The organism is Hwanghaeella grinnelliae (assembly GCF_004005845.1).
In the GTDB taxonomy this organism is placed as follows: domain Bacteria; phylum Pseudomonadota; class Alphaproteobacteria; order UBA8366; family Aestuariispiraceae; genus Hwanghaeella; species Hwanghaeella grinnelliae.
In genome coordinates this window covers 287,823-311,236 of sequence record NZ_SADE01000003.1, presented here as the reverse complement: position 1 = coordinate 311,236, position 23,414 = coordinate 287,823, and the positions used below count along the sequence as shown (strand labels likewise).

The 23,414-nt window shown below is 59.1% G+C and carries 21 protein-coding genes; 11 read left to right on the top strand and 10 right to left on the bottom strand.

Going from position 1 to position 23,414, the window contains the following annotated elements:
• The first annotated feature begins 197 nt into the window (after nucleotides 1-197).
• Both EOI86_RS18415 and EOI86_RS18410 read left to right on the top strand, forming a co-directional pair.
• On the top strand, nucleotides 198-1,916 hold the full coding sequence (locus EOI86_RS18415) for a methyl-accepting chemotaxis protein (RefSeq protein ID WP_127767007.1): 1,719 nt from the start codon (nucleotides 198-200) through the stop codon (nucleotides 1,914-1,916).
• A 208-nt stretch (nucleotides 1,917-2,124) separates the two neighbouring features.
• Entirely contained in the window at nucleotides 2,125-3,147 is a 1,023-nt protein-coding gene (locus tag EOI86_RS18410; RefSeq protein WP_127767005.1) for a hypothetical protein, read from the top strand.
• Nucleotides 3,148-3,198: 51 nt separating this feature from the next.
• Here EOI86_RS18410 and EOI86_RS18405 read toward each other — a convergent pair whose 3' ends face one another.
• Both EOI86_RS18405 and betC read right to left on the bottom strand, forming a co-directional pair.
• Entirely contained in the window at nucleotides 3,199-3,726 is a 528-nt protein-coding gene (locus EOI86_RS18405; protein WP_127767003.1) for a PAS domain-containing protein, read from the bottom strand.
• Between the two features lie 179 nt (nucleotides 3,727-3,905).
• On the bottom strand, nucleotides 3,906-5,450 hold the full coding sequence (betC, locus tag EOI86_RS18400; RefSeq protein ID WP_127767001.1) for a choline-sulfatase: 1,545 nt from the start codon (nucleotides 5,448-5,450) through the stop codon (nucleotides 3,906-3,908).
• A gap of 173 nt (nucleotides 5,451-5,623) precedes the next feature.
• Between betC and EOI86_RS18395 the strand changes: the two genes are divergently transcribed.
• The 8 genes from EOI86_RS18395 to EOI86_RS18360 all read left to right on the top strand — a co-directional run bounded on the left by EOI86_RS18395 (nucleotide 5,624) and on the right by EOI86_RS18360 (nucleotide 14,417).
• On the top strand, nucleotides 5,624-5,992 hold the full coding sequence (locus tag EOI86_RS18395) for a nuclear transport factor 2 family protein (protein WP_127766999.1): 369 nt from the start codon (nucleotides 5,624-5,626) through the stop codon (nucleotides 5,990-5,992).
• Nucleotides 5,993-6,023: 31 nt separating this feature from the next.
• Nucleotides 6,024-6,593: a helix-turn-helix domain-containing protein gene (locus EOI86_RS18390; protein WP_127766997.1), complete on the top strand. Its 570-nt coding sequence runs from the start codon at nucleotides 6,024-6,026 to the stop codon at nucleotides 6,591-6,593.
• A gap of 183 nt (nucleotides 6,594-6,776) precedes the next feature.
• Entirely contained in the window at nucleotides 6,777-7,994 is a 1,218-nt protein-coding gene (locus EOI86_RS18385) for a glycine C-acetyltransferase (RefSeq protein ID WP_127766995.1), read from the top strand.
• A 13-nt stretch (nucleotides 7,995-8,007) separates the two neighbouring features.
• Nucleotides 8,008-9,090, top strand: coding sequence for an L-threonine 3-dehydrogenase (tdh, locus tag EOI86_RS18380; protein ID WP_240035728.1), 1,083 nt, complete (start codon nucleotides 8,008-8,010; stop codon nucleotides 9,088-9,090).
• 563 nt (nucleotides 9,091-9,653) lie between these two features.
• Nucleotides 9,654-12,002 (top strand): HNH endonuclease signature motif containing protein, encoded by a 2,349-nt coding sequence (locus EOI86_RS18375; protein WP_127766993.1) that lies wholly within the window; start codon nucleotides 9,654-9,656, stop codon nucleotides 12,000-12,002.
• A 14-nt stretch (nucleotides 12,003-12,016) separates the two neighbouring features.
• Nucleotides 12,017-12,607 (top strand): T6SS immunity protein Tdi1 domain-containing protein, encoded by a 591-nt coding sequence (locus EOI86_RS18370; RefSeq protein WP_205032255.1) that lies wholly within the window; start codon nucleotides 12,017-12,019, stop codon nucleotides 12,605-12,607.
• Nucleotides 12,608-13,020: 413 nt separating this feature from the next.
• A complete protein-coding gene (locus EOI86_RS18365) occupies nucleotides 13,021-13,650 on the top strand; it encodes a hypothetical protein (protein WP_127766991.1) in 630 nt (209 codons plus the stop codon).
• An 83-nt stretch (nucleotides 13,651-13,733) separates the two neighbouring features.
• Nucleotides 13,734-14,417, top strand: coding sequence for a glutathione S-transferase family protein (locus EOI86_RS18360; protein ID WP_127766989.1), 684 nt, complete (start codon nucleotides 13,734-13,736; stop codon nucleotides 14,415-14,417).
• Here EOI86_RS18360 and EOI86_RS18355 read toward each other — a convergent pair.
• The 5 genes from EOI86_RS18355 to EOI86_RS18335 are packed head-to-tail and all read right to left on the bottom strand — an operon-like array spanning nucleotide 14,414 to nucleotide 19,050.
• Nucleotides 14,414-15,142, bottom strand: a complete 729-nt coding sequence (locus EOI86_RS18355; protein ID WP_127766987.1) for an MBL fold metallo-hydrolase — start codon at nucleotides 15,140-15,142, stop codon at nucleotides 14,414-14,416. The two genes, EOI86_RS18360 and EOI86_RS18355, sit on opposite strands and share 4 nt — an antisense overlap.
• Before the next feature lie 31 nt (nucleotides 15,143-15,173).
• Nucleotides 15,174-16,247 carry an ABC transporter ATP-binding protein gene (locus tag EOI86_RS18350; RefSeq protein ID WP_127766985.1) on the bottom strand — a complete coding sequence of 358 codons (1,074 nt, stop codon included), beginning with the start codon at nucleotides 16,245-16,247 and terminating at the stop codon, nucleotides 15,174-15,176.
• Nucleotides 16,244-17,017, bottom strand: coding sequence for an ABC transporter permease (locus tag EOI86_RS18345; RefSeq protein ID WP_127766983.1), 774 nt, complete (start codon nucleotides 17,015-17,017; stop codon nucleotides 16,244-16,246). Before EOI86_RS18345 ends, EOI86_RS18350 begins: the two co-directional genes overlap by 4 nt.
• A 9-nt stretch (nucleotides 17,018-17,026) precedes the next feature.
• A complete protein-coding gene (locus EOI86_RS18340; RefSeq protein ID WP_127766981.1) occupies nucleotides 17,027-17,923 on the bottom strand; it encodes an ABC transporter permease in 897 nt (298 codons plus the stop codon).
• Nucleotides 17,924-17,961: 38 nt separating this feature from the next.
• Nucleotides 17,962-19,050 (bottom strand): ABC transporter substrate-binding protein, encoded by a 1,089-nt coding sequence (locus EOI86_RS18335; protein ID WP_127766980.1) that lies wholly within the window; start codon nucleotides 19,048-19,050, stop codon nucleotides 17,962-17,964.
• A gap of 122 nt (nucleotides 19,051-19,172) precedes the next feature.
• Between EOI86_RS18335 and EOI86_RS24905 the strand changes: the two genes are divergently transcribed.
• Nucleotides 19,173-19,790 carry a TetR/AcrR family transcriptional regulator gene (locus EOI86_RS24905; RefSeq protein WP_127766978.1) on the top strand — a complete coding sequence of 206 codons (618 nt, stop codon included), beginning with the start codon at nucleotides 19,173-19,175 and terminating at the stop codon, nucleotides 19,788-19,790.
• Nucleotides 19,791-19,886: 96 nt separating this feature from the next.
• Here EOI86_RS24905 and EOI86_RS18325 read toward each other — a convergent pair whose 3' ends face one another.
• The 3 genes from EOI86_RS18325 to EOI86_RS18315 all read right to left on the bottom strand — a co-directional run bounded on the left by EOI86_RS18325 (nucleotide 19,887) and on the right by EOI86_RS18315 (nucleotide 23,411).
• Entirely contained in the window at nucleotides 19,887-21,419 is a 1,533-nt protein-coding gene (locus EOI86_RS18325; protein ID WP_127766976.1) for a PAS domain-containing sensor histidine kinase, read from the bottom strand.
• A gap of 93 nt (nucleotides 21,420-21,512) precedes the next feature.
• Nucleotides 21,513-22,124 (bottom strand): pyridoxamine 5'-phosphate oxidase family protein, encoded by a 612-nt coding sequence (locus EOI86_RS18320; protein ID WP_127766974.1) that lies wholly within the window; start codon nucleotides 22,122-22,124, stop codon nucleotides 21,513-21,515.
• A gap of 27 nt (nucleotides 22,125-22,151) precedes the next feature.
• Complete coding sequence (locus EOI86_RS18315) at nucleotides 22,152-23,411, bottom strand: Zn-dependent hydrolase (protein WP_127766972.1); 1,260 nt, start codon at nucleotides 23,409-23,411, stop codon at nucleotides 22,152-22,154.
• Nucleotides 23,412-23,414 lie beyond the last annotated feature (3 nt).

The window sequence follows — 23,414 nt, the reverse complement described above, 5'->3', positions numbered from 1 at the left end:
GGCCGTGGCTCATGCCGCGCATATCGCGGCATGCGTGAATTGGTGTGTATTCTAGCATTAATATTAATAAGTTCTTTAGTAATATAAGGTAGGTAGTTATGTAGCCACTACACCTATGCGGTGTCCTGCTACGGCAGGGCGCTTCCGGCGACGCATCAACCCATTTCAGCGTCGCGGCAGACTTCGAGGGACAGGCAATGTCTATTTCCGTGCGTCTATATTCGATTGTGTCGTTGATTGTTTTGACGGCGGGCGCTGTCGCCGTGACCGGCGCCTTGTCGATGCGCCAGGTTGGCAAAGAAATGGGCGCGATCGCGCATAACAACATCCCATTGCTTGAAAAGGTGATGGCAATCTCGGTCGACCAGGCGCACCAAGCCATTCTGTTGGAGCGGATCCTGCGTTCGGCGGGCTTGTCGGAGGAAACAGACCTCCGCCGCGACTCGGATGCATTCATGGCGCTTGCGAGCAAAGTGGACCGTGAAGTTCAGGAAGGCGAAGCCCTCGTTGTCCTGGCGGGAGGCGGCGCAGTGGACGATGCCGCGCGGGCTGAGTTCGAAAAGGTCTCCATCGTCCTCGCCGATGTGCAAAAGCAACACAGCGATTTCGATAGTTATGCGGCAGACCTGATTCGGGCCGCCGAAGCCGGCAACATGGAACAGGCAAGGAGCATGGTCGCGACAATTGAGGCAAAAGGAGCGGCGCTTGACCACGAGTTGGCGGGTCTCTTGAGCGAATTGGAGAAGTTCACCGACGATGCGAATACGCGCGCGATCGATCATGAGCAGACAGGCCTGTGGCTAATGATTGCGATCGCGGTTGTCGGCAGTGCGGCCGGGATCGGCGCGGGAGTCTTTATCGGGCGCGGCATCAGCCAGCCTATCATTGGGCTTGCCGGCGTCATGGACCGCATGGGCCAGGGCTCGCGACAGGAAAAAATTACCTGGACCGGCCTCAAGGATGAAATTGGCTCCATGGCGCGCTCGGTTTCGACCTTTCAGGACGGCTTGCGGGAAGCCGATCAGATGACGGCGGAACGTTTGGCCGAGTCCGAGGAAAAAGCGCGGCGGGCCGAACAACGGGAAAAGGCGATTGCCGAGTTCGATGCGGTCATCAGCGATGTCGTTGAGAATGTGTCGAGCGGCGCGGCCCAACTCAAGACGTCATCGGACTCCATGTCCCAGATTGCCGCGGACGCCGATATGAAAGCCGATACCGTTGCGGCCGCGTCGGAGGAGCTGTCCGCAAATATTGAATCCGTTTCCGCCGCGGCGGATGAACTGTCCGCTGCGATCGGTGAGATTTCGTCACAGGCGTCTGAGACGCACCGCTCGGCGGTGGGCGCCTCCGAGAAAGTTCAGATCAGCACGGCGCAGATCGAGAAACTGGCCCAATCGACCCAGGAAATCGGTGAGGTCGCGCTGTTGATCCAGGAGATTGCTGAACGGACAAACCTTCTTGCGTTGAATGCGACGATCGAATCCGCCCGGGCCGGGGACGCAGGCAAAGGCTTTGCCGTGGTTGCGCATGAGGTCAAGGAATTGGCCGGGCAGACACAACAGGCGACAGAGCGTATTTCCGCCCAAATCGCGGCGGTTCAGAATGACGCCAAATCAGCCGTCGATGCTGTGCGGCAGATCGGGGATGCGGTTTCCAACCTGAACGAAATCAGCGAATCCATCGCGGCGGCGGTGGAGGAACAAACTGCCGCCACGGGAGAGATCGCACGAAACATCGACCAGGCGTCCCAGGCGACTTCCGAAGTGACGAGCAACATCACCACGGTGTCTTCCGCGGCGAAGGAAACCAGCACGGCGTCGTCCCAGATCAACGCCACGGCCGACGGATTGAGCGACCGGTCCCGCGTACTGCGCGACAGTGTTGCGACGTTCTTCGCGCAAATGCGGGAGGCGTAGGACACCCGTCTGTTCGACACGCCGACCGTTCGGCGGTGCATTCCCGTTGAGGCCATGTGCGGAAATTCACTGTTTCCGCCCGTCAGGCATGGATATTGAATACCTTCTTTCGGATGAATTTTTGTTAACCTATTTTGGTTTAGTACCCCCAATGGATGAGGGGCTAAAACGAGTAGGTCGGCCGAAGAAACCGAAAGGTGGGGCGGATATGGTGAGTTCGATAACGGGACAAAACGGTTCCTTGCAACTGCTGAAATCGATCACCGCGCAAACCGATGCGCGGGAAAAGCGGAACGACGGAGAAGACAGTTCTCTTTTGGGAATCCTGAATAAGCTGGATCCGGAAAAGGCCGAAACCCTCAAAGAAAAGTTGGAAGAAGCGAAGGAGGCGCAGGCGCATCTCGACTCCGTCAAGAAAAGCGCTTCGGACCAACGCAAAGCGGCCGCCGCGGAGAAAATCGCGCGCATCAAGGCGCAGATCAAGGCCCTCCAACTATTGGCCTCGGCCAATCCCGAAGCCGCTGCCCGCCTTGCCGCCCGGCTGGCCAGAGAACTTGCCTCCGCGGTGAAAGCCTATGCAGCGGCCGGCGGTCAGAATGCCGGCAGCATTGGCGGCGCTGGGGGCACGTCCGTATCGCCCTCCGCGCAACCGAGTGCCGATGCTGCTGCTGGCGGTGTTACGGCCGGGGCCGAAGGGGCTGCCCAAGGCACCCAAGGTGCAGACGCCACGGTCGTGCAATCCGCCAATCAAGCGGAAGCCCAGGCGAAGGCGGTTGCGGCGCAGGGGAACCAATCGAAAGCCGGGGCGGGTCAGAAACCGGGGGAAAAGGCCGACGGCACGCCATTTAGTGAGCAGAAAGGGGGCAGTGAGAAAGAACAGAGCCAGCCCGTTTTTGCCAAGGACGACGGGAGCGGCCGGGACGGTCAGGGAAACAGCATTCGTGAACGGGTGCAGGCGCAGTTGCAGAAAGGTGCGGAAGCCTTTGGCGCAGCCAAGGCCGATCAGGAATTCGTCAACGAAGTCCGCCAGATCAAGACCGCATTGAAAGGCATCATTGAGGCCGCGAAGAAGGCTCTGGAAGCGAAGAAGAACTCTGATCCAAGCCTCGACAAAGAGATTGAGGACGCGGAAAAAGCCTTGAAGGAAATCGACGGGGAGCTTTCGGAAATCTCGACGAACAGTCTCGCCGGTATCACCGCCGCCACCGGCTTGGTTAACGTGGTGGCATAGGCGGGGCGAGCCCCGCGCCCATCACTGGCGATACGGATCCCCGGATAGCGCCTAAGTGAAATTGACGGCTGGCAGCCTTTGCGGCCCATGGGGCCATACGCTGGTCTTGCTGCCGGTGAGGTGCGCTTTGGCATATTGGAAATCGAAGGCCGCCAGGATTTGGTGGGTTTCGCCGTCCCTATGCCGGCCCTGCAGGGGCAGGGCGAGCCGTTCGTAGACCACGAATTCCTTGTCGAAACGCTTCAGGGTACCGTCGTACAGGGTAGGCCGATTTTGCTTTGCGGCAACGGCATAGGCTTCGACCATCTCAGGTTCTTCATGCCTGCGCTGATAAGCGGACACGCTAAGGCCCGTGATTTCCTGGCCGACAAATCCGACGACGCCCGTGCCGACCAGCCGATAGGCAAAATCCTGCCCTTCGTTGGAGACATCGAGTAAAACCAGATAGGGCAGGTCTTTGGGGTCGAAATCCGTTGGCGGCAAGTCGGCGCGTTCGGGCAGTATTCTGTCGCCCCGTCGCGTATTCCAAAGTGTCAGGATTCTCCGCAGACGCTCGGATTTCGGTTTAATACTATTCATTTAATACCATTCTAATAAAGGTCTGTTTGGGCGCTTTGTTCTGCGACCGTGCACGTTAATGGTCGAGCCGCGGCACCAAGTGCCGCGGCTTTGCATGCTCATTTTCGAATGTAAATACATTCGCATGTATAGGTGTAAATTCTGTTAAAAAACAGACATATGCAGATACCTTGTCGGGATTACACCGCCGGAAACCGCCCGCGTTTTTCCAGCTCATAGATCGGTAGGGAATTGCGGATGTATTCCTGGGCGGCGTCCTGGGCCGGGTTGTGATCCCAATCCAGATTCTGCTTGCGCATCACGCCTTTCAGGAACTTCCGGCGGCGTTGGCTTTCCAGCACTTTTTCCGTCAGACCCGGGCGATCGTATTTGGCGGCGATTTCCTGGACCAAGCGCTGGACGTTATCCTGGTGCGCGGGGTCGTCGGCAAGGTTGTTCACCTCGGTCGGATCGGCGGCGACGTTGTAGTATTGCAGCGGGTCGTTCGGGCCTGAATCGATCAGTTTCATATCGCCCCGGCGGATCATGAAGACCGGCGTATCCGTGCCTTCGCCGAAATATTCCCCGATGACCTCGTCATGACCGGTGCCGCCCGACAGATGCGGCAACAGGGAACGGCCTTCGATCGGGCTGGCATAGTCGCCTTCTTTTCCATCGCGCGCGGCTTCCACGAAGGTCGGCAGAAGGTCGACAAGGGAAACCGCTTCCTTTACCCGGGCCGGGGAGAACATTGTGGGTGCATGGACGATCATCGGCACGCGGGCCGAGTTTTCCAGATAGCTCATTTTGAACCACATGCCGCGCTCGCCCAGCATGTCGCCGTGGTCGCCGGTGAAGATGACGATGGTGTTGTCCGCGACGCCCGCTTCCTTGAGCGTCTGCATCAGGTCCGCCACCTTGTCGTCGATATCGGAAATGCTGCCGTAATAGGCGCGGCGCGCATTGCGCAGGGTCGCTTCGTCCAGGTCAATGTCGGTCGCGCCGTAGCCGTGCCGCAGGCGTTCCTCCATCGGATGTGCCTTGTGGGAACCCAGCGGCACTTTCGGCAGGTCGATATCCTCTGCCGGATACAGGTCCCATTTGTCCTGTCGGCATAGATAGGGGTCGTGTGGCTGGATCATGGAAACAGTCAGCATGAAGGGTTCGGCATCGCCTGTGCCCGCATCGCGCGCCCGGTCGAAGATATAGCGCTTGGCCTTGAAGACCGCCTCGTCGTCATAGTCCAGATACATGGACCGCATGCAGGGGCCAGCCTTCGTCACCACTTCCATATTGTGGAACCAGTCCAGGCGCGCCGTCGGACGGTCCCATTCCGGGTGCCATGTAAAGTCGGACGGATAGACATCCGTCGTCAGCCGGTCGCGATAGCCATGCAATTGGTCCGGCCCGACGAAATGCATCTTGCCGCTGAGGCAGGTGCGATAGCCCAGGGCTTCCAGGTAATGGGCGAAGGTCGGCACTTCCGACGAAAATTCCACCGCATTGTCCCAGGATGCTATCTTGGTCGGCAGCCGGCCTGACATCATCACGAAGCGGCTCGGCGCGCAAAGCGGTGAATTGGTATAGGCCGCGTCGAACACCACGCCTTCATCCGCCAGCTTCGACAAAGCCGGCGCCTGCACCAGGGGATGCCCGTAGCAAGGTAGACACTGAGCAGCGAGCTGGTCGGCCATGATCAGCAGGATATTGGGGCGGCCGGTTTTCGATGCGGCGGGGGAAGACATGTGGGACTCCTCATATAATAGAGTTGCAGGCGGGATGTTCGTGGCTATCAAAGATCGGGCGGCCTGTCTTTCATCTGAGCGACGAACGCGTGACGTGGATCTGACGTTCCGGCTGGTCGAAAACCGGCAATTCGGATAGCGTCGGACTTGGAAAACACTACTGGAATGGGACGATGGCGGCAGTGCTGCAGGAAGTTTTGACCGCCTATATCGAGGCTTGGTGCGAGCCTGAACCCGAAAGGCGGACCCAATTGCTGGCCCAGTCGTGGCATGAGGACGGCGTCTACAAGGACCCGCAGATGGAAGCCGAGGGGCGTGCCGCGCTGTCGGATTATATCGGCACGGTACATGAACGCATGCCGGGCGCGAGCCTGGCCTATACCAGCGGCGTCAACCGGCATCATGATCATATATATTTCTCCTGGCATTTGGCTGCGGGCGACGGAAAGGTCGTCCTGAAAGGGGTGGATTTCGGAACCCTGGCGGATGACGGCCGACTGCGTCAGATCGTTGGTTTCTTCGGCGATTTGCCTGCTCTCTGAAATTGCGTGAACCGGGGCTCGAACCAGGACCATGAACCAACAGAACGACATCATGAGCCAACTGGCCCCGCGCCTGAAAGACGCGCGCAAGTCCAAGGGGCTCAGCCTGGACCAGGTGGCCAAGCTTTCCGGTGTTTCACGCTCGATGCTGTCGCAGATCGAGCGCGGGGAATCGAGCCCCACGGTCGCCACTTTGTGGAACCTGACCCGCGCGCTGCAGGTGGATTTCGCGGGCCTGCTGGACAGTTCCGCCGGGTCGGAAAGCCCGATCGCGGAAGTGATGCGGTCGGACCGGACGCCGACCATCGACAGCCAGGGCGACGGCTGCCGCATTCGTATCCTCAGCCCGCCCGATCAGGCCGGCCGGCATGAGGTCTATGACATCGCTTTCAAAAAGGGTGGCGCGCTGATCAGCGATCCGCACCGGCCCGGCTGCCGGGAACACCTCACCGTGCTCGACGGCGCGGTCTGCGCCGAGTCCGACGGGGTGCCCGTCGACCTCGCCGCCGGCGACACGGCGCGCTATGCCGCCGACCGGTCGCACGCCATCCGCGCCAAGACCGGCGCGGCGCGGGTACTGTTGATCGTTGAAAACAGCTAGACTGCGGCCGGCTACGGTACGGGTGCCGTGGTGCATCGTGCGGCGGCAAGCCCGAAAAAATAAATCCGCTATAAAAGAAAAACTTCCACTATATCGATAAATCCGTTATAGCGGATTATTGTCTGATTTATCGAACAGCGGCGGTTTCCCCGGGTTTCGGGGGACCCGGGAAGGACGGAACCCATGTCGACCGGCTTTTTGGATCATATCACCGAAACCCTGAACGGGATCGAGGCGGAAGGCCTGTACAAGCGGGAACGCTTGATCACCTCCCCTCAATCCGGGCGGATCGGCGTCGACCTGGACGGCAAGCCGGGGGGCGCCAGCCGGGACGGTGTCGTCAATCTCTGCGCCAACAATTATCTGGGCCTGGCCGACAACCCGAAACTGATTGAAGCCGCCAAGCAGGCCTTCGACACGCGCGGCTTCGGCATGGCCAGCGTGCGCTTCATCTGCGGGACGCAGGACCTGCATCGGGAATTGGAACAAAGGCTGGCAAGCTTCCTGGGCAAGGATGACGCAATCCTCTTCGCTGCTTGCTTCGACGCCAATGGCGGCTTGTTCGAACCCCTGCTGGGGCCGGAAGACGCGGTGATTTCCGACGCGCTCAACCATGCGTCGATCATCGACGGCATCCGCCTGTGCAAGGCCAAGCGCTACCGCTATGCCAATTCCGACATGAATGACCTGGAAGCCCAGTTGAAACAGGCCAGGGCCGACGGCGCGCGGTTCATCATGATCGCCAGTGACGGCGTATTCTCCATGGATGGGTACCTCGCCAAACTGACGGAAATCTCCGCCCTGGCAAAGCAATACGACGCGACGGTAATGGTCGACGATTGCCACGCCACCGGCTTCATGGGGCCGCAAGGGCGCGGCACGCCCGCCCATGCCGGCGTCTCTGACGGCATCCACATTCTGACCGGCACTTTGGGCAAGGCGCTGGGCGGCAGCATCGGCGGGTATATCGCCGGCCCGCAGCCGGTCATCGACCTGTTGCGCCAGCGCGCGCGGCCCTATCTGTTTTCCAACTCCCTGCCGCCGGCCATCGTCGCCGCGGGGCTGGCCGCCATCGACCTTGTCGAACAGGGGGACGATCTGCGCGCGGGACTGTTCCGCAACACCGCCAAATGGCGCGCGGGCCTGGACGCGCTGGGCTTCGACCTATTGCCGGGCGAACACCCGATCGTGCCGGTGATGTTGGGCGATGCGCGCCTGGCGCAGGACATGGCCGCCAAACTCTATGACGAAGGCGTCTATGTCGCGGGCTTCTTCTTCCCCGTCGTGCCCAAGGGACAGGCCCGCATCCGCACCCAGATGAACGCCGCGCTGACCGACGCGGACCTGGACTTCGCCCTCACCGCTTTCGAACGCGCCGGCAAAGCCGTCGGCGCGATTTAGGCAGGGACAAGACATGACCGATATCGAACTCGCCGCCACCGCCCCGTTGAAGCCGAATTTCCCGCCGGCGATGAAGGCGCTCGTCAAATCCAAACAGGAACGGGGCTTGTGGATGCAAAGCGAGCCGGTGCCGGACATCGGCCCGGACGACGTCCTGATCAAGATTCACAAGACCGGCATCTGCGGCACGGACGTGCATATCTGGAACTGGGACGACTGGGCGCAGAAGACCGTGCCCGTGCCGCTCATCACCGGCCATGAATTCGCCGGTGAGATTGTGGAGATGGGCCGGGACGTCACCGATTTCACCATCGGCCAGCGTGTCTCCGGCGAAGGCCATCTGATCGGCCGCCACAGCCGGCAGAGCCGCGCCGGGCGTTTCCATCTGGACCCGGAAACCAAGGGCATCGGCGTCAACGTGGCCGGCGCCTTCGCGGACTATCTGCGCCTGCCCGCCTTCAACGCCATCCCCTTGCCGGATGTGATTGAAGACGATATCGGCGCCATCCTCGACCCGCTCGGCAATGCGGTCCACACCGCGCTCTCCTTCGATTTGATCGGGGAGGACGTGCTGATCACCGGCGCCGGGCCCATCGGCATCATGGCCGCCGCCGTCGCCCGCCATGTGGGCGCGCGCCATGTGGTGATCACCGATATGAACCAGGACCGCCTCGACCTCGCCGGTCACGTCGCCGATGTGATGCCGGTGAACGTGGCTGAGACCGATTTGAAATCCGTCATGCACGGGCTCGGCATGCGGGAAGGCTTCGACATCGGGCTGGAGATGAGCGGCGCGCAACCCGCCCTGGACCAAATGGTGGAAGCGCTCGTCATGGGCGGCCGCATTGCCATGCTGGGCTTCAGCCCCGGCAAGTCCGCCGTCGACTGGTCCCGCATCGTCTTCAAGGCGATCACCATCAAGGGCGTCTATGGGCGGGAGATGTTCGAAACCTGGTACAAGATGATCGCCATGCTGGAAAACGGCCTGGACATAACCCGCATCATCACCCACCGCTTCAAGGTCGACGATTTCGAAAAGGGGTTCGAGGCGATGCTGTCGGGCAAAAGCGGCAAGGTGGTTTTGGATTGGGGGTAGGACCTGCTCATCCACCGGTCGGCGTGGTGCGATAAAAGCGATCAGCTTCCACAGCGATTAGGTATAAAAAATACATATCCTGTTCTGAAATTCTTTTTACTGCGGCCGGTGGGTTTCCATCGGCCGTTTTGCATTCATTAGTGCGCTTCCATGTGTCTATCCCTGTCGGCACAATCACGTTAATAGCAGCCAGTGAGTGGAATTCAATATTCCAATTAATGGAAAAACATTGACACTCAAAGAAAGAGTGTATATAAATTCCACATCGGCGGGTGCCGCGATATAAGGCTCCCTTTCCTGTAGTGGTTTCCCCCTCCGAGCGCGCCGCGCCCGCCGTCTCCCTTCGATCAGAAAAATCATAGGAGCGTCTTGGGATGCGTGGAAACGGTACGCCCGGTCCATCTTCTATTGGCTTTGCTGCGGGCCCCCGCCGGCGGCCGTTTGCGGAAAACTTAGTCGGCAAGGCGCTAGCCTCCGCATTGCACCGCAGGCGGGGGTCTAACTCTTTCTCCCTTCCGACAAGCGAAGATCGAAACGCTCAAGCAGTCGAAAATGCGGAGCGCATGCGCGCCCGTCTCTTGGATGCAGCGATCCGCCATGGGCGTGGCGGGGAAGATGTTTCGTCGATCGGCGGCTCTGCCGACGAACCGAATTTCGACCTGGAAGCGGGGCTCTCCCAATTCGAAGGCGTCTTGGCCGACAGAGACGACCTGGACGAGGAAGGCCGTTCCCGCGAAGTGGAGCGGTTACGAGAGGACGCAACGAACGAGGTTCTGCTCGCCGGCTTCGATGCGGCGGGGGAACGCGCCGGAATCCCGGGAATGGAAGCCTTTCTGACTGGTCTGGATGAGAGTTTTTCCGGCTCGTCGGAATCGGAAGCGGTATCGCGCCGCATGCCTGTTCAAGCGCGCTTGCTGGGTCGGTTGCAGGATCGGCGACGGCAGGACGACGTCGAACGCGTCCGCCGGGCATCTGATGAACGGGCTGTCCGGGCCGAGCGCGTGGCGAAACTTCGTTCCTATGTGCTGGACGGCGAAGAAACGCCTGCCGATGCCCGAGAGGTTTTGGACACCGCTCGGGCTTCCGAAACGCTCGACGCTGCGGTTTTGGACCGGTTGGACCGGGACCTGGAGGGCCGGCTTTCCTTCGAACGAGAACGTGACGCGGCGCTGGCCAGGATCGATGAGGTTATTGCCGGTGGGGGTTTCGGCCAACACGGTCTGGCAACCGGACAGGGCATTGTGGAGGGCGATCGGCCTTGGGCGGAGGAGTATCCCTGGCTCGATTGCCATTTCGAATGGTGGTTGAAAAAGCGAGGGGCAAAGACCGCAGGTATCCTGAAGTCCACTTCCTATCTGCCGCCGCAACCTAGCAACCCCTACGGGGGCTGTCGGCACGTCTTGACCGGTTGGCCATCCACGCCGGACATCGTTGAATATGCCCGTGCCGCCGCCGCAATTCCACCGATGCTGGAAAATCGTATAGCCGCGCAATGGGAAGCGGGCAGCGACCGCGATAGAACCGAAGCACTCGCCATCGCAGATGCGATGCGAACACAGGTCGGACAGGCTGTTGATGCCCCCGGTTTGAAGAAAGCGCTCTCCCTTGTGGGCGCGGGCGCGTCACCCGATCAGGTCGTTGCTTTTCGCAAATCCAGTCCCGAGGTCTTCGAACAGAAGGACAGTCACCTGGCCGACGGGCAAATCGACAGGCCTGCGCCGACAATTCCTGATACTGCCGAGACGGATGGGGTTGCCGACCAACGCGGCGTCGCCGGAACGAACGCAGACCCAACTGAAACAGACGAGGAGGATGAGCGCGCTTGGATCAAGGAGAGGCGCCGATCCGCCGAAACGGAACTCGCGCCGGAAACCCTGCCGCGTGAGGATCTGGCCAAACGAGAGGACGAGACGTGGAACCAGTGGGGGCGTCGGATCTATGAAGCCTTGGATGCCGCGCGGGAGGACAGGCCCGACGCATCCTTGGAAATCAGCCGACGGTATTTCGGTGAGCTGTACAAGCCGGAGAACGCCGATGTGGTCCGCGCCATGGACCAAAAAGTCTCGTTGGAGGCTTATCTCAATCCCCCACGCGATCAACTGATCGCCGGTGCGGAACTGGAAGCGTTCGAAGCTTGGCAAAGGGAGAACCCAGGCGCCAAGCCGTCCGACTACCGACTGAACAGGGGTCACTCGGCTTTTTTGGGGGCGGACGGAAACTACTATTGGCATTCCCTGGAAACGTCGAAACGCACCGGCTCCCACACGGCCTTGTTTCACGACGGGATCGAAGCCTTCGACAATTACGCGAAAGTCCGGCTCGGGGACTACAAGCACATCGTACTCGCCGGGCTCAGCGGCGGACCGAGTTTTGGGCGGGGCGGTGCGGGGCGTGCGGCACAGAGTTTCGCCCGTGCTACGCGTCAAGGACAGACGGTTCGAAACACAAAGGCCGCAAAAAAGCCGACTAGTACTCTTCGTGAGGGGGGGACCCAAGAGGAATGGGAGGCCAATGAAACTCAAGTAGAGAAAATCGCCGGTAAACCTGTGCCGGAAAAAAGTAATGAAGAAAATGGAGTAAATTTACAGCTAAAGTATATGAAAAAATGGGATCAAACGCAGCGAATGGCCGCTGACGCGAAATGCAAGGCCCTATGCGATCTTGACACCTTTGTCGCAAAGTCGGATCGATCTGGGTCATCAGGTGCGAAGGTATACAAAGATGCTGGCCACATAGTTCCAGAAGGACATGATGTAGATCATATTAAGGATTTGCAGCTAGGCGGGACAACCACGCTCGACAACCTGGCAACCCTTGATGCAAGCGTTAACCGAAGCCTCGGCGCGCAAATATGGCACCAGATTAAGGATTTGCCTCAAGGCACTATTATCAACAAAGTCACGATAGAATAGGTGGGTAACAGGCAATGTTCGAAGAATTCAGAAAAAACTTCGTATTAGACGAAACTCGATCCGAAAATGAAGAGACTATCGTGTCGATGGGCATCAACGCGACGGGATGGAACGAATTCTTCGCGGAGTTTTCCGGGCGCTCGTTCAACAATGGGCTGTATCGGACCCATAGCGCGGGCGCGATCCAAGAATGGAACGACATTGTGTGTATCGCGTTCCCGGAGTTTTCCAATCGCATCATGTGCTTCGGGTACGATTGGCTCGGCCGGCAATTCGCGCTGGATCTCCGTCGAGGCAAGTCGAGCGAGCCTTCGGTGCTGATGTTCGAACCCGGAACAGGGTACGCGTTGGATATTGAGGTAAACTTTGTCGAATTTCATGAGTCAGAGGTCGAAATCCACAAGGACGAATGTTTAGCAGTGGGATTTTACAACGAATGGCTCAACGCTGGGAATGAACCTATTTCGCATGATAAATGTGCTGGGTATATAGTGCCTCTGTTTCTCAGTGGAAAAGACACCATTGAAAATCTCGAGCTGTCCGACATGGAAGTTTACTGGGTCGTCCTTGGGCAAGTGCTGCAACAGGTCAAAGGGAAGTCTTAGGCGGAACTGGCTGCTCGCTGATTGTTATGTCCGGACGGAAATGGCCTAGCCCCACCACATGTTTCTCGAATACTGGCAGCGATACCCGCTTTGCGATAGTTCGCAGTTTTGGCGCTTATGCAGAGCCATACGCGGCCCACAGTAGCCAAAAACCTGCATGGTCCTCTTTTGTTCTTTATTTGCGCAATCATTCATGCACTAAATCAACTAAAATACTCGCCAAAAGGGAGGGCGTGGGGGCAGACGTCTCCGTGCGGTTGTTGGCAGGTTGGATAATTGCGTTCTTCCAATTGGTACCGGAACGCGCATCCAGGTTTTGGCACGTTGGCCGATAAGGATTGGCAACCGCATGCGTCGCCGACAGTCAATGGTTCAGCAGAACGTTTAGGCGGTCACCTCTGGGGAAGCAGCGGATGGTGTTAAAAAAACTTTTCAATACGCTTTTGGGGAGCCGGAATTCTTCCGTTGAGGTGATGCAGGCAGAAAATTTGCCAAACCACAGTGACGGTCTCAGTGATGATCAGGATGAAGCCGCATTGGGAGCAACCCGATTGCAATTCGAAAAAGCACCTGACGTATCGATCGCACGACGGGCTGTAGTTGAGACTAGTGAAGACGCCGATGAGATGAATGCGTTTGACGAGGTGCTGGAACACGCAAGAAGTTTCCTAATGGGGCATCGATGGTGCACGGACATTGTCGAATCCCGTATCGGAATGTTCGTGCCGCGGATCGTTTCCGTCTTTCTGTTTCGGATCGACCATACCGAGGATTTTGTCGATGAGTGGCTGTGGATTGTGGTCGGCGACGTGCCGCCAGGATACCTGGTGACGGACTACGCGCCGAATGCCGCTTGGGCACTGAACCTCTACATTGGCTTGGCCAAAGAGTGGGTCGATGCGGTGAAAGAAGGGAAGCCCGTTGTCGGCCTTTATCCCATCAATGTGCCGCCCACGCTTGAATGGGCCGAACAATTGGATAGCCGCCTGAGGTTCTTGGAAAAGGAAATTCTCAAAGACTACATGGATGATCTTGTTGAGTGACGTTGGCCAGTGTCACCTGAAAACAAGCTTCCCCTATCTCACGAACAGTCTACCCTGTCGGCAAAAGACTAACGGGGAGAGCCATGAAACTTTGGCATTGTTACAACAGCCGGTCGGTTCGGGTGCTCTGGGCGCTCGAAGAAATGGGCTTCGACTATGAGGTGGAAACGATCCCCTTTCCGCCGCGCGTCTTCCAGAAAGACTTCCTGGATGTGAACCCGCTGGGAACCGTGCCCTATTTCGTCGATGGCGACGTCGCGATGACGGAGTCGACGGCCATCTGCCTCTATCTGGTTGAGGCACACGGCAAGCCGGACTTCGGCCTGGCGTCGGACCATCCCGACTATGGCGATTACCTGAACTGGCTGTTTCAAAGCGACGCGACGCTGACCTTCCCGACCGCGATCGCGCTGCGCTATTCGGCCATGGAGCCGAGGGAACGGCGCCAGCCGCAAGTGGTGCAGGACTACGCCAAATGGTTCCTGGGCCGGCTGCGCTGGCTGGACCGGCATATCGACGGCCGCGATTTTCTTTGCGCCGGGCGCTTCACCATCGCCGATATCGCGGTCGGCTATGCGCTTCATCTTGCGGATATCGTCGGTATGGCCGAGCATTTCTCACCGCAAGTCACCGCTTATCTGGAACGGCTACGGGCGCGCGACGGGTTCAAGCGATGCCAGGCGGTCGATCCCGACCAGGACCCGTTCAAGAACTACACCCCGAAATTCACGGTCGAACCGCGCGAGAAAAACCAAGGAGCAGCCTAGCGGTCCTTCTCCGCCAGGAAGGCGCGGATCAGATCACGGTATTTCTCCCCGTCGAAGCTGGGGAAATGCCCGCCATGGATGACCCGAACCGGCAGATCCAGAATCCGTTTCATGGAGGCGATATAGTCCGCCAGATCGGAATGATAGGCATCGTCGATCAACGGCCCGTCATAGACCGTGTCGCCGGAAAACAGGATGCCGCTTGCCTTTTCGAACAGCATGATGCCGCCGGGTGAATGGCCGGGCGTGTGCATCACCTCGAACACCCGGTCGCCCAGGTCTATCACGTCACCCGCCCGCAGCACGGTCGTCGCCGGCGCGGCGCGCACCGCGTATTCCGTGGAAGCATAGGGGGCGGGCGGTAGTTTGGTGAAGATGCCGTCTTCCACATAGGGATGGGCCAGCGTATTGGCGCGCGTCGGCTCGGCCAGGATCGCGGCCTCGTCGGCATGAACGCGGCGGTCCTCGAATTCATGATGACAGCCGATATGGTCGAAATGGGTATGGCTTGCGATGGCTGCGCAGGGCTTTTCGGTCACCAGTGGAATCTGTTCGCGCAGGCTGACGACGCCCATCCCGCTATCCACCAGCATGTCCCGGTCGCGTCCGCGCACATGCCAGATGTTGCAGCGATAGAATTCTTGAATGAAGGGCTCATCGATCCAGGTCACGCCTTCGCCGACCGTGCGGGTCCGGTACCATTGATCGGCGGATGCGGTTTCCATCGCTCTATCCTTCTCCTGTTTCACGGGGCGCCTAGCGCGTCACCAGCACCATATCCGCCGGGTCGGCGAACAGGGGCAGTACCGTGCCCGCTTCGGGCGAAAAGCGCTGCGGCAGCCGAATGCGAAGCGGGCCTTCATGCCCCGGTAGTTTGGCCAGGCATTGATGATGCGTGCCGAAGAAGCCGGTTTCCGACACCGTGGCCGCGCCGAGGGGCAGGCGGTTCTCGCCCGCTTCGATATGCATATGTTCGGGGCGGATAACCAGGCCGGCTACGTCACCGGGATTAGGTGCGCCGGAAGCGGGGCAGGAAACCGAAAAAGCGCCCAGGCTCGTCTCCACCGTGGCGGTGTCACCGTCTGACCCCGCTATGCGCCCGTCGAACAGATTGCTTTCGCCCATGAAGGCGGCGGTGAAGCGGGAGGCCGGCCGCAGATAAATCCGCTCCGGCGGGCCCTGGTCCTCGATACTGCCCTCGTTCATCACCACGATCCGGTCCGCGATGGCCATCGCCTCTTCCTGATCATGGGTCACATGCACGAAGGTGGTGCCGACGCGGCGTTGGATCGCTTTCAGTTCCTCCTGCATCTGGCGGCGCAGTTTCATGTCCAGCGCACCGAGCGGCTCGTCGAGCAGTAATACGGAGGGCTCGACCGCCAAGGCCCGGGCCAGTGCGATGCGCTGCCGCTGGCCGCCGGACAGTTCGTGGATTCGCCGTTCGGAAAGATGGGCCAGGCCGACCATCTCCAACGCGCCGGCGGTCCGTTTCGCGTGTTCGGATTTGGGAAACTTCCGCATCTTCAGCCCGAAACCGACATTGCCGCCGACGGACATATGCGGGAACAGGGCATAGTCCTGAAAGACGGTCGTGGTCGGGCGTTTGGCGGGCGGGATCTCTGTGACATCCGCGCCGTCGATGAAAACCGCGCCCGCGGTCGGCGTCAGAAAGCCGCCCAGGATATTCAGCAGAGTGGTCTTGCCGCCGCCGGATGGGCCCAGCAACACGACGAATTCGCCCTTGCCGATCGTCAGGTCGATATCGCTGACGGCCTGCTTCTCACCGAAATTCATACCGATGCCGCGGAACTCTACTGCCGGAACGCTCATGCTTTCTTCTTTCGGAACAGGATCAGGTCGGCCGCCAGCACGACCACGACGGAAACCAGGAAGACGAAGCTGCCGACCGCGTTGGTCTTTGGGTTCAGCCCGGTGCGCAGCATGCTCCAGATTTCCACCGGCAGGGTCACGTCGAACCGGCTGACCAGGAAGGCGATGATGAACTCATCCCAGGAAAAGGTGACGGATAGGAAGAAGGCGGCGAACAGCGCCGGCCAAAGCAGCGGCACGCTGACCATCAGGATGACCTGCCATTCCGCCGCGCCCAAGTCGCGCGCCGCGCGTTCCATATTGGCCTGATGCGCGCCCATCTGGCTGAAGATGATGGCGAAGCATAGCGGCATGTTGATCACCACATGGCCGATGCCGATGGTCAACAGGGATTTGGGAATGCCGAGATTGTTGAAGGTGATCAGCAACCCCATGGCGATGATCAGATAGCTGACGGTTAAGGGCGCGGTCAGCAAGGCCTGCAACACGCCGCCGAAGCGAACCTTGTGTCGCGCCAGGGCATAGGCGGCGAGGAACCCCAGCACGACGGAGACGGCGGAGGAAGCGAAGGCCACGATGACGGAGTTCAAAAGCGCGTCGGTCACCCGTGTATCGGCCATCAGCGCCGCGTACCATTTCAGGCTGGGCCCGTTGAAGGGGGGGATCGGTACGCGCGATTCCTGGAACGAGAACAGGACCAGGACGGCGACCGGCAGATAGATGAAGCCGTAGATGGCCAAGCTATAGATAAGGGCGGGTATATTGCGCATCGCCATCCCCTACATCCGGTCCAATTTCAGCCAACGCGCGCAGGCGGCATAAACCACGCTGACCACAGCCATCAGGATCATGGCAAGGGCCGAGGCCGTCGGGAAATCGGACCGCCGTTCGATCTGCAGCATGATCGTCTGCGGCAGCAGTAATTCCCGCTTTCCGCCCAGGATGGCGGGTGTGATGTAGTCCCCGATGCACAGCACGAAGGTCAGGAAAGCGCCGACCATGATGCCGGGCAGGGTCAGGGGCAGGATGATATGAATAAAGGTTCGGATCGGCCCGGCACCCAGATCGGCGGCGGCCCGCCGGTAGTTCTTCGGCAGTTGGACCAGATTGGCGAAAATGGTCAGCGTCAGCAGCATGACGAAGAAATGCACAAAGCCGATGACGGTCGCGCCCCGGCTGTTGGCGAAAGAGACGGGCTCGCTCGTCAATCCGATATCGAGCAGGAAATTGGACAGGATGCCCCCTTCCGACAGCACCAGAATCCAGCTGTAGGACCGCACTACATAGGATGTCCAGAACGGCAGGATTGCCAGGATCAAGGCGATTCGCTGCCAGCGCGGGGGCACCTTTTCCGCCAGAATATAGGCCAACGGATAGGCAAGCAGGATGCTGATCAAAGTGACCATGACAGTCACTTCAAGCGAGTTGATCAACGACTCGTACAGGAAGGATTTCTCAAAAAAGGCCGTGTAGTTCTGCACCGAAATGTCGGTGACCACCTTGTAGCCGACCCGCTGCCACAGCGAATAGACCGCCATGATCGCCAAGGGCAGAACGAAGAAGGCAAGGGTCCAGCACAGTGCCGGCAACAGAAATCCCCAGGCACGCAGCCCGTCGCCACCGAAGCGGGAACGGGCCGGCCTTGAATTGGCGTGCCTGGGGAGTTGCCGTTGCATCGTGTTCTACACGCCGCCTGTTCGGTCTTCAGACCGGCTTAGTGCTGTAGGAACTCGGTCCAGGTGTCCAGCATCTGGCCGTCCAAATCCGCATCGGGAATGAAATAACGATGGGAATTGGCCAGGAATCCTTCCTGTTCGTCCCAGCGTAGGGCCGTGCGTTGTTGTTCCGTCAAAGCGTCCCGCGCCTTGGCGTTGGCCGGCATGCCCCAGAAACAGGAAGACGTTGCCAGGCGCGCCTGTCCTTCCGGGCTCATGATGTATTTAACGAACTCGACCGCCAGGTCTTTCTTTTCGGAAGAGTCGAACACGGCCAGCGCCTGGCTCCACAGCATGCCGCCCTGTTCCGGAAGAACCCAATCAAGTTCCGGCTGCTCGGCCGACAGGACAGAGACCGCCCATTCGCCGCCGCCGACCAAGATATCGGCTTCGCCGACAGCCAAAGCGGTGGAGGAGGCGACGACGTCGCCGACCATGACCGAGTTTTCCTTCAGCTTGAACAGCTCTTTCTTCATCTCCGGAAGAATATCGGCGGTAATGTCCGACGGCTTCACACCCATCTTAAGGGCGACAAGATCCATCAGCGGAATGTAATAATCGTAGACGGCGATACGTCCCTTGTATTTATCCGACCACAACATCGAGAGGTCCCGCATATCCGCCGGGTCGACCTTTTCCTTGTTGTAGCTGATGACGTTGTAGCCAAACTTTTCCATGATGGCGTACATCTTGCCATCCTTGAACGTCATATCGCGCATCTGAACGGCGTCGAAGACATCGTCCAAGGGCATCTGGTCCTGCGGCAATTCGGCCAGCAGACCCGTTTCGGCGACGCGCGGAACGTCAACGCCGTCCAGCACCAAGACATCCCAATCGCCTGGCTGCGACTGTTCGATGATGGCAAGCGCCGCGCCGGTACCTTCGTATTCCTTCAGGTTCACCTTAACGCCGAACTTCTCTTCGAAGGGTTGGATCAGGGCCGGGTCCGTATGATCGCACCACACCAGGGCATTCAATTCGTCCGCGGCCTGGCCGCTCGTCGCGGTTAGCGTCATCGCAAGGGGAAGGCCATATGCGGCGCGCCGAAGCGCGGTGGAAAGGGTTCTCAGAATTCGACTATTCTTCATCTCGGTCTCCCACGTTGTACCAATCGATTTTAGCCCACCCTTATTTTTATGGTTTCATTCTAAAAAATGAACCAGTTCATTTTTTTATGACTCTGATCCCGAAATGAGTCAAACTGATCGTCATGACTGGATTGAGAGAACGAAAAAAAGCCGACAGGGAACGCCGGATCATCGAAGCGGCTGCTGAACAGTTTCGCACGGTGGGCTATGAAGAAGCCAAGATGGAAATCATCGCGCGCGCGGCTGAGGTATCCGTCGGAACCGTCTATAACTATTTCCAGAACAAGTCCGACCTGTTGTTGACGCTGGTGACGCTGCATGACCGTTTCGTCGAGCGCGAGATCGAGGAATTGATCGGCAATCCGCCGACGAACCTTGTCGACGGGGTCTGCGGCGTCTTTTTTGCCATGACCTCCCATTCCCTGAACCATCTGGGGAAGGAAAATTGGCGGCACCTCTTCGGCCTTTCCATCGTGCAACGCCAGACCGTCCTGGGAAACCGTTTTGCGACGTTCAATGACCGGCTGCGCACCCGCGTGATACGGATGCTGAATGTTCTTCAGGAACAAGGCGTGCTGCGCGTCGATTGCGATACGGAAAAATTGGGCGGCATCCTCTTCCGGATCGAGACTATGCACTACATCGAATTGGCCTCAAGCGAGCGGATGACATTTGCGGAATATCAGGCGGCCGTTCGGTCGGATATGGATTTCGTTCTGAAACCCTATGCCGCGACATAAATCCGCACGGTAATCTGACCCGGTAAACTGGCCCGGAAAACTGGCCCGGTACACATGCCCGGTAAACTGGCCGGGATGTGGATGCGCGACCCCGATTCAATCGCGGATGAAGCGGGGTAGGGTGATCGTCACGCATGTCCCCTCGCCAAACGTGCTTTCCACAACCATGCTTCCGTTCATCAGCTTGGCCAATGAATGCGTGATCGTCAGGCCAAGGCCGGTGCCCTTCTGGGCCTTGTCTGTCGGATCGTCCAGCGTGACGAAGGGCTGGCCGATGGTGGGCAGCAATTCCTTCGGAATCCCCATGCCTTCATCCGCCACGCCCAAACTGACATCTATGTCCGTCGCTTCGGCTTTCAGGGTGACCTTGCCTGCTTCATGAGAAAATTTGATGGCGTTGGACAACAGATTGAGCAGACATTGATGAAGACGCCTGGGGTCGGCCACCACGAATGCCGCGCCACGCGTTTCCAACACCAGGTCGATCGACTTTTGCAGCGCCATGGGCCGTACGACTTCGATGGCCGTTTCCATCGCGCGCTTGGTATCTACGGGCTCGATCTCCACCTTCATCGCATCGCTCTCGATACGCGACAGGTCGAGCACGTCGTTGATCAGGTCCAGCAGGTGCTTGCCGCTTTCGTGGATATCGGTCGAGTATTCGACAATTTTCTCGGGCGGCATGCCATCGGTGACCAGTTTTCGGATAAGGTCCGAAAAGCCCAGGATGGCATTCAAGGGTGTGCGGAGCTCGTGGCTCATATGTGCCAGGAAACGGGCCTTGGCGCGATCCGCTTCCTCGGCCGTATGCAACGCCTTCCGTAACTGCCGTTCCGACAATTTCTTCTCTGTGATGTCACGCACGGTGCCTTCGTAAAATAAAGGCTTCCCGTCGTCGTCGCGGACGATATAGGCGTTTTCAGAAATCCAAATCCGTTCGCGTGTTTTATGCGCGTAGATTTCCGATTCGAAGTTTTCGACGAAGCCGTCTTTCTCAAGCCGTTCGATAAACTGTTCGCGCCGCTTCGGGTCCACATACCACTCGAGGCTGATATCCTTGACGGCTTTAAGCTGTTCTTCTTCGGAGTCATAGCCGTTCAGCTTTACCAGGGCCGGGTTCGCCATCAACTGTTTGCCGTCCAAAGAAGACCGATAGATCCCCTCGGGCGCACGCTCGACGAAGCGGCGAAAGTCCAGCTCGGCAGCCTGCAGCTTCTCCGTTGCTTCGACATAGGACGTCACGTCCGCGATCGACCCGACGAAGCCCGACACTTCGCCGTTTGCCTCGCGAATGACCGAGCAATTTTCGCTGACCCACAGGTTGGATCCGTCTTGCCGCTTGGCCTTGAAAAGAAAGTCGACGATATGCTGTTCGCGCAGGCAGCGCTCCCGCGAGATTTCCCGGTCGTTCGGATCCTCGAAAATGTCCAGAACCTGTAGGTCCGCCTGCAGACAGTCCTGTGGCGATGCATAGCCCAGCATCTCGGCGAAATGGCGGTTCACGAAAAGATACCGACCCTGGATGTCGATCGCATAAAGACCCACGCCGGCATGTTCGACCATGTCGCGCAATCTTGAATCGATGCCGGCAAAGATCACCGATGCGGAGGTTTCGCTGCTCGCCACCATTCCGTATCCGGTCAGGGGTTAATCAAACACTGTCAGAGTATTCGCGCTGACCCAAATGCAACTTTGCTGCCGAGGGGCCATTTCGACCATCTGTCAGTATAGCAATTTGCGATATCTGGCCACCATGTCGGGCTGCGATTCTGCCGGTCCGCCAAGCCCCGCCTGATCCTGAATCATTTTTGCGATCGATGGAAGATCCCCGCGCTCGATCTGGGCGTCAGCATCCCATAGGCGCGACCGCATCAACGCTTTGGCGCAGTGCAGATAGGCTTCCTTGACCGAGATACGAAGAACCGTTTTCGGCAGTTTGGGACCGATCGCGAATTGTTGGATCAAAGCCTCGTCCGTGTTGATTTCGGCCAACCCGTGAACCCGCAAAGTCTCGTCCACGCCGGGGATCAGGAATATCAGGCTGATCGCAGGGTCGGCCAGAATGTTCTCCAAATTGTCCAGGCGGTTGTTGCCCGGCCAATCGGGAAGCAGCAGGGTTTCGTCGTCCTCGATCAGGATGAAGCCCGGATCCCCGCCGCGCGGGGAAATATCGACCAGGCCATCCTGTCCTTTCGTCGCCAATACAGCGAACGGAGAAAGCGAGATGAAACGGCGGCAATGCGGGTCCAGCCGGGTCAATTGCTTGTCGACCGCAAGACCTTTGGCCGGCGGATAGAGCGTACGCAACTGTTCGATTGTTTCGATCTTGGACACGTCTTGCCCTCCTTCAGAGAACGACTGCTATTCCGCTTCGTTATGCCCGCCGCGATGCCATCCGGCCGCTTCCAGCATCGCGTGATACAGGACGTTGCAGCCGGCTTCCAGGTCCTCCGGCTTTGCGTTCTCCACCTCGTTATGACTGATACCGTCCTCGCATGGCGTGAAGATCATAGCCGTCGGCGCGCGCCGTGCCACATAGACCGCGTCATGCCCGGCACCGGAAACGATCGGTTGGGTTTGATAACCGTGAAGATCCGCCCCGTGGCGCACCAGCGTTACCAGCTTTTCGTCGAAGGGGGTGGGCGCGAAATACCAAAAATCGACAACGTCCACCGTGACGCCGGATTCCTCGGCAACGTTCGCGCAGCATTCCTTCAGCGCCGCGTCCATCTTGGTCAATTGGGCGTCGTCGGGATGGCGCAAGTCGGTGGTGAGGAAAACCTCACCCGGAATGACATTCCTGGAATTCGGTTTGGACTGGATGAAGCCGACGGTGGCGCAGGCGCCCGGCTGATGTTCATGGCCGATTTCGTTGACGCACTGGATGATCTTTGCCGCGGCCACAAGCGCGTCCTTGCGGATCGCCATCGGGGTCGGCCCGGCATGCGCTTCCATCCCGGTCACGGTTATTTCATGCCAGCGCTGGCCCTGGGCGCCGGTGACCACCCCGACCGGCAGTCCGGCAGCCTCCAGAATCGGTCCCTGTTCAATATGCGCCTCGAAATAGGCTCTCATCGGATGGTCCGTCGGGTCGTCTTCGCCGGCATAGCCGATCCGCTCAAGCTCATCGCCGAATCGTTTGCCGTCGATGTCTTGCTTGTCCAGGATTTCCTCAAGCGTGAAAGCACCGCCATAGACACCCGACCCCATCATGGCGGGGGAAAACCGGCTGCCTTCCTCATTGGTCCAAACCGCGACCTCGATCGGGGCATCGGTTTCGATCGCTTGATCGTTCAGACTGCGGACCACTTCCAGTCCCGCCAGCACGCCATAGACGCCGTCGAACCGTCCGCCCGTCGGCTGGCTGTCCAGATGGCTGCCGGTGACCACAGGATCGGCCTTCGGATCGCGTCCGGGACGGCGGGCGAAGATGTTGCCGACCTTGTCGACCCGGGTCGTCATGCCGGCCTGACGGCACCATTCGACGAACAGGTCACGGCCCGCCTTGTCGATATCCGTCAAGGCCAGGCGGCAGACGCCGCCCTTCGGCGTCGCGCCGTGTTGCGCCATATCCATAAGGCTTTGCCAAAGACGATCGCCGTTGACTGTCGGTGCACTCATTTT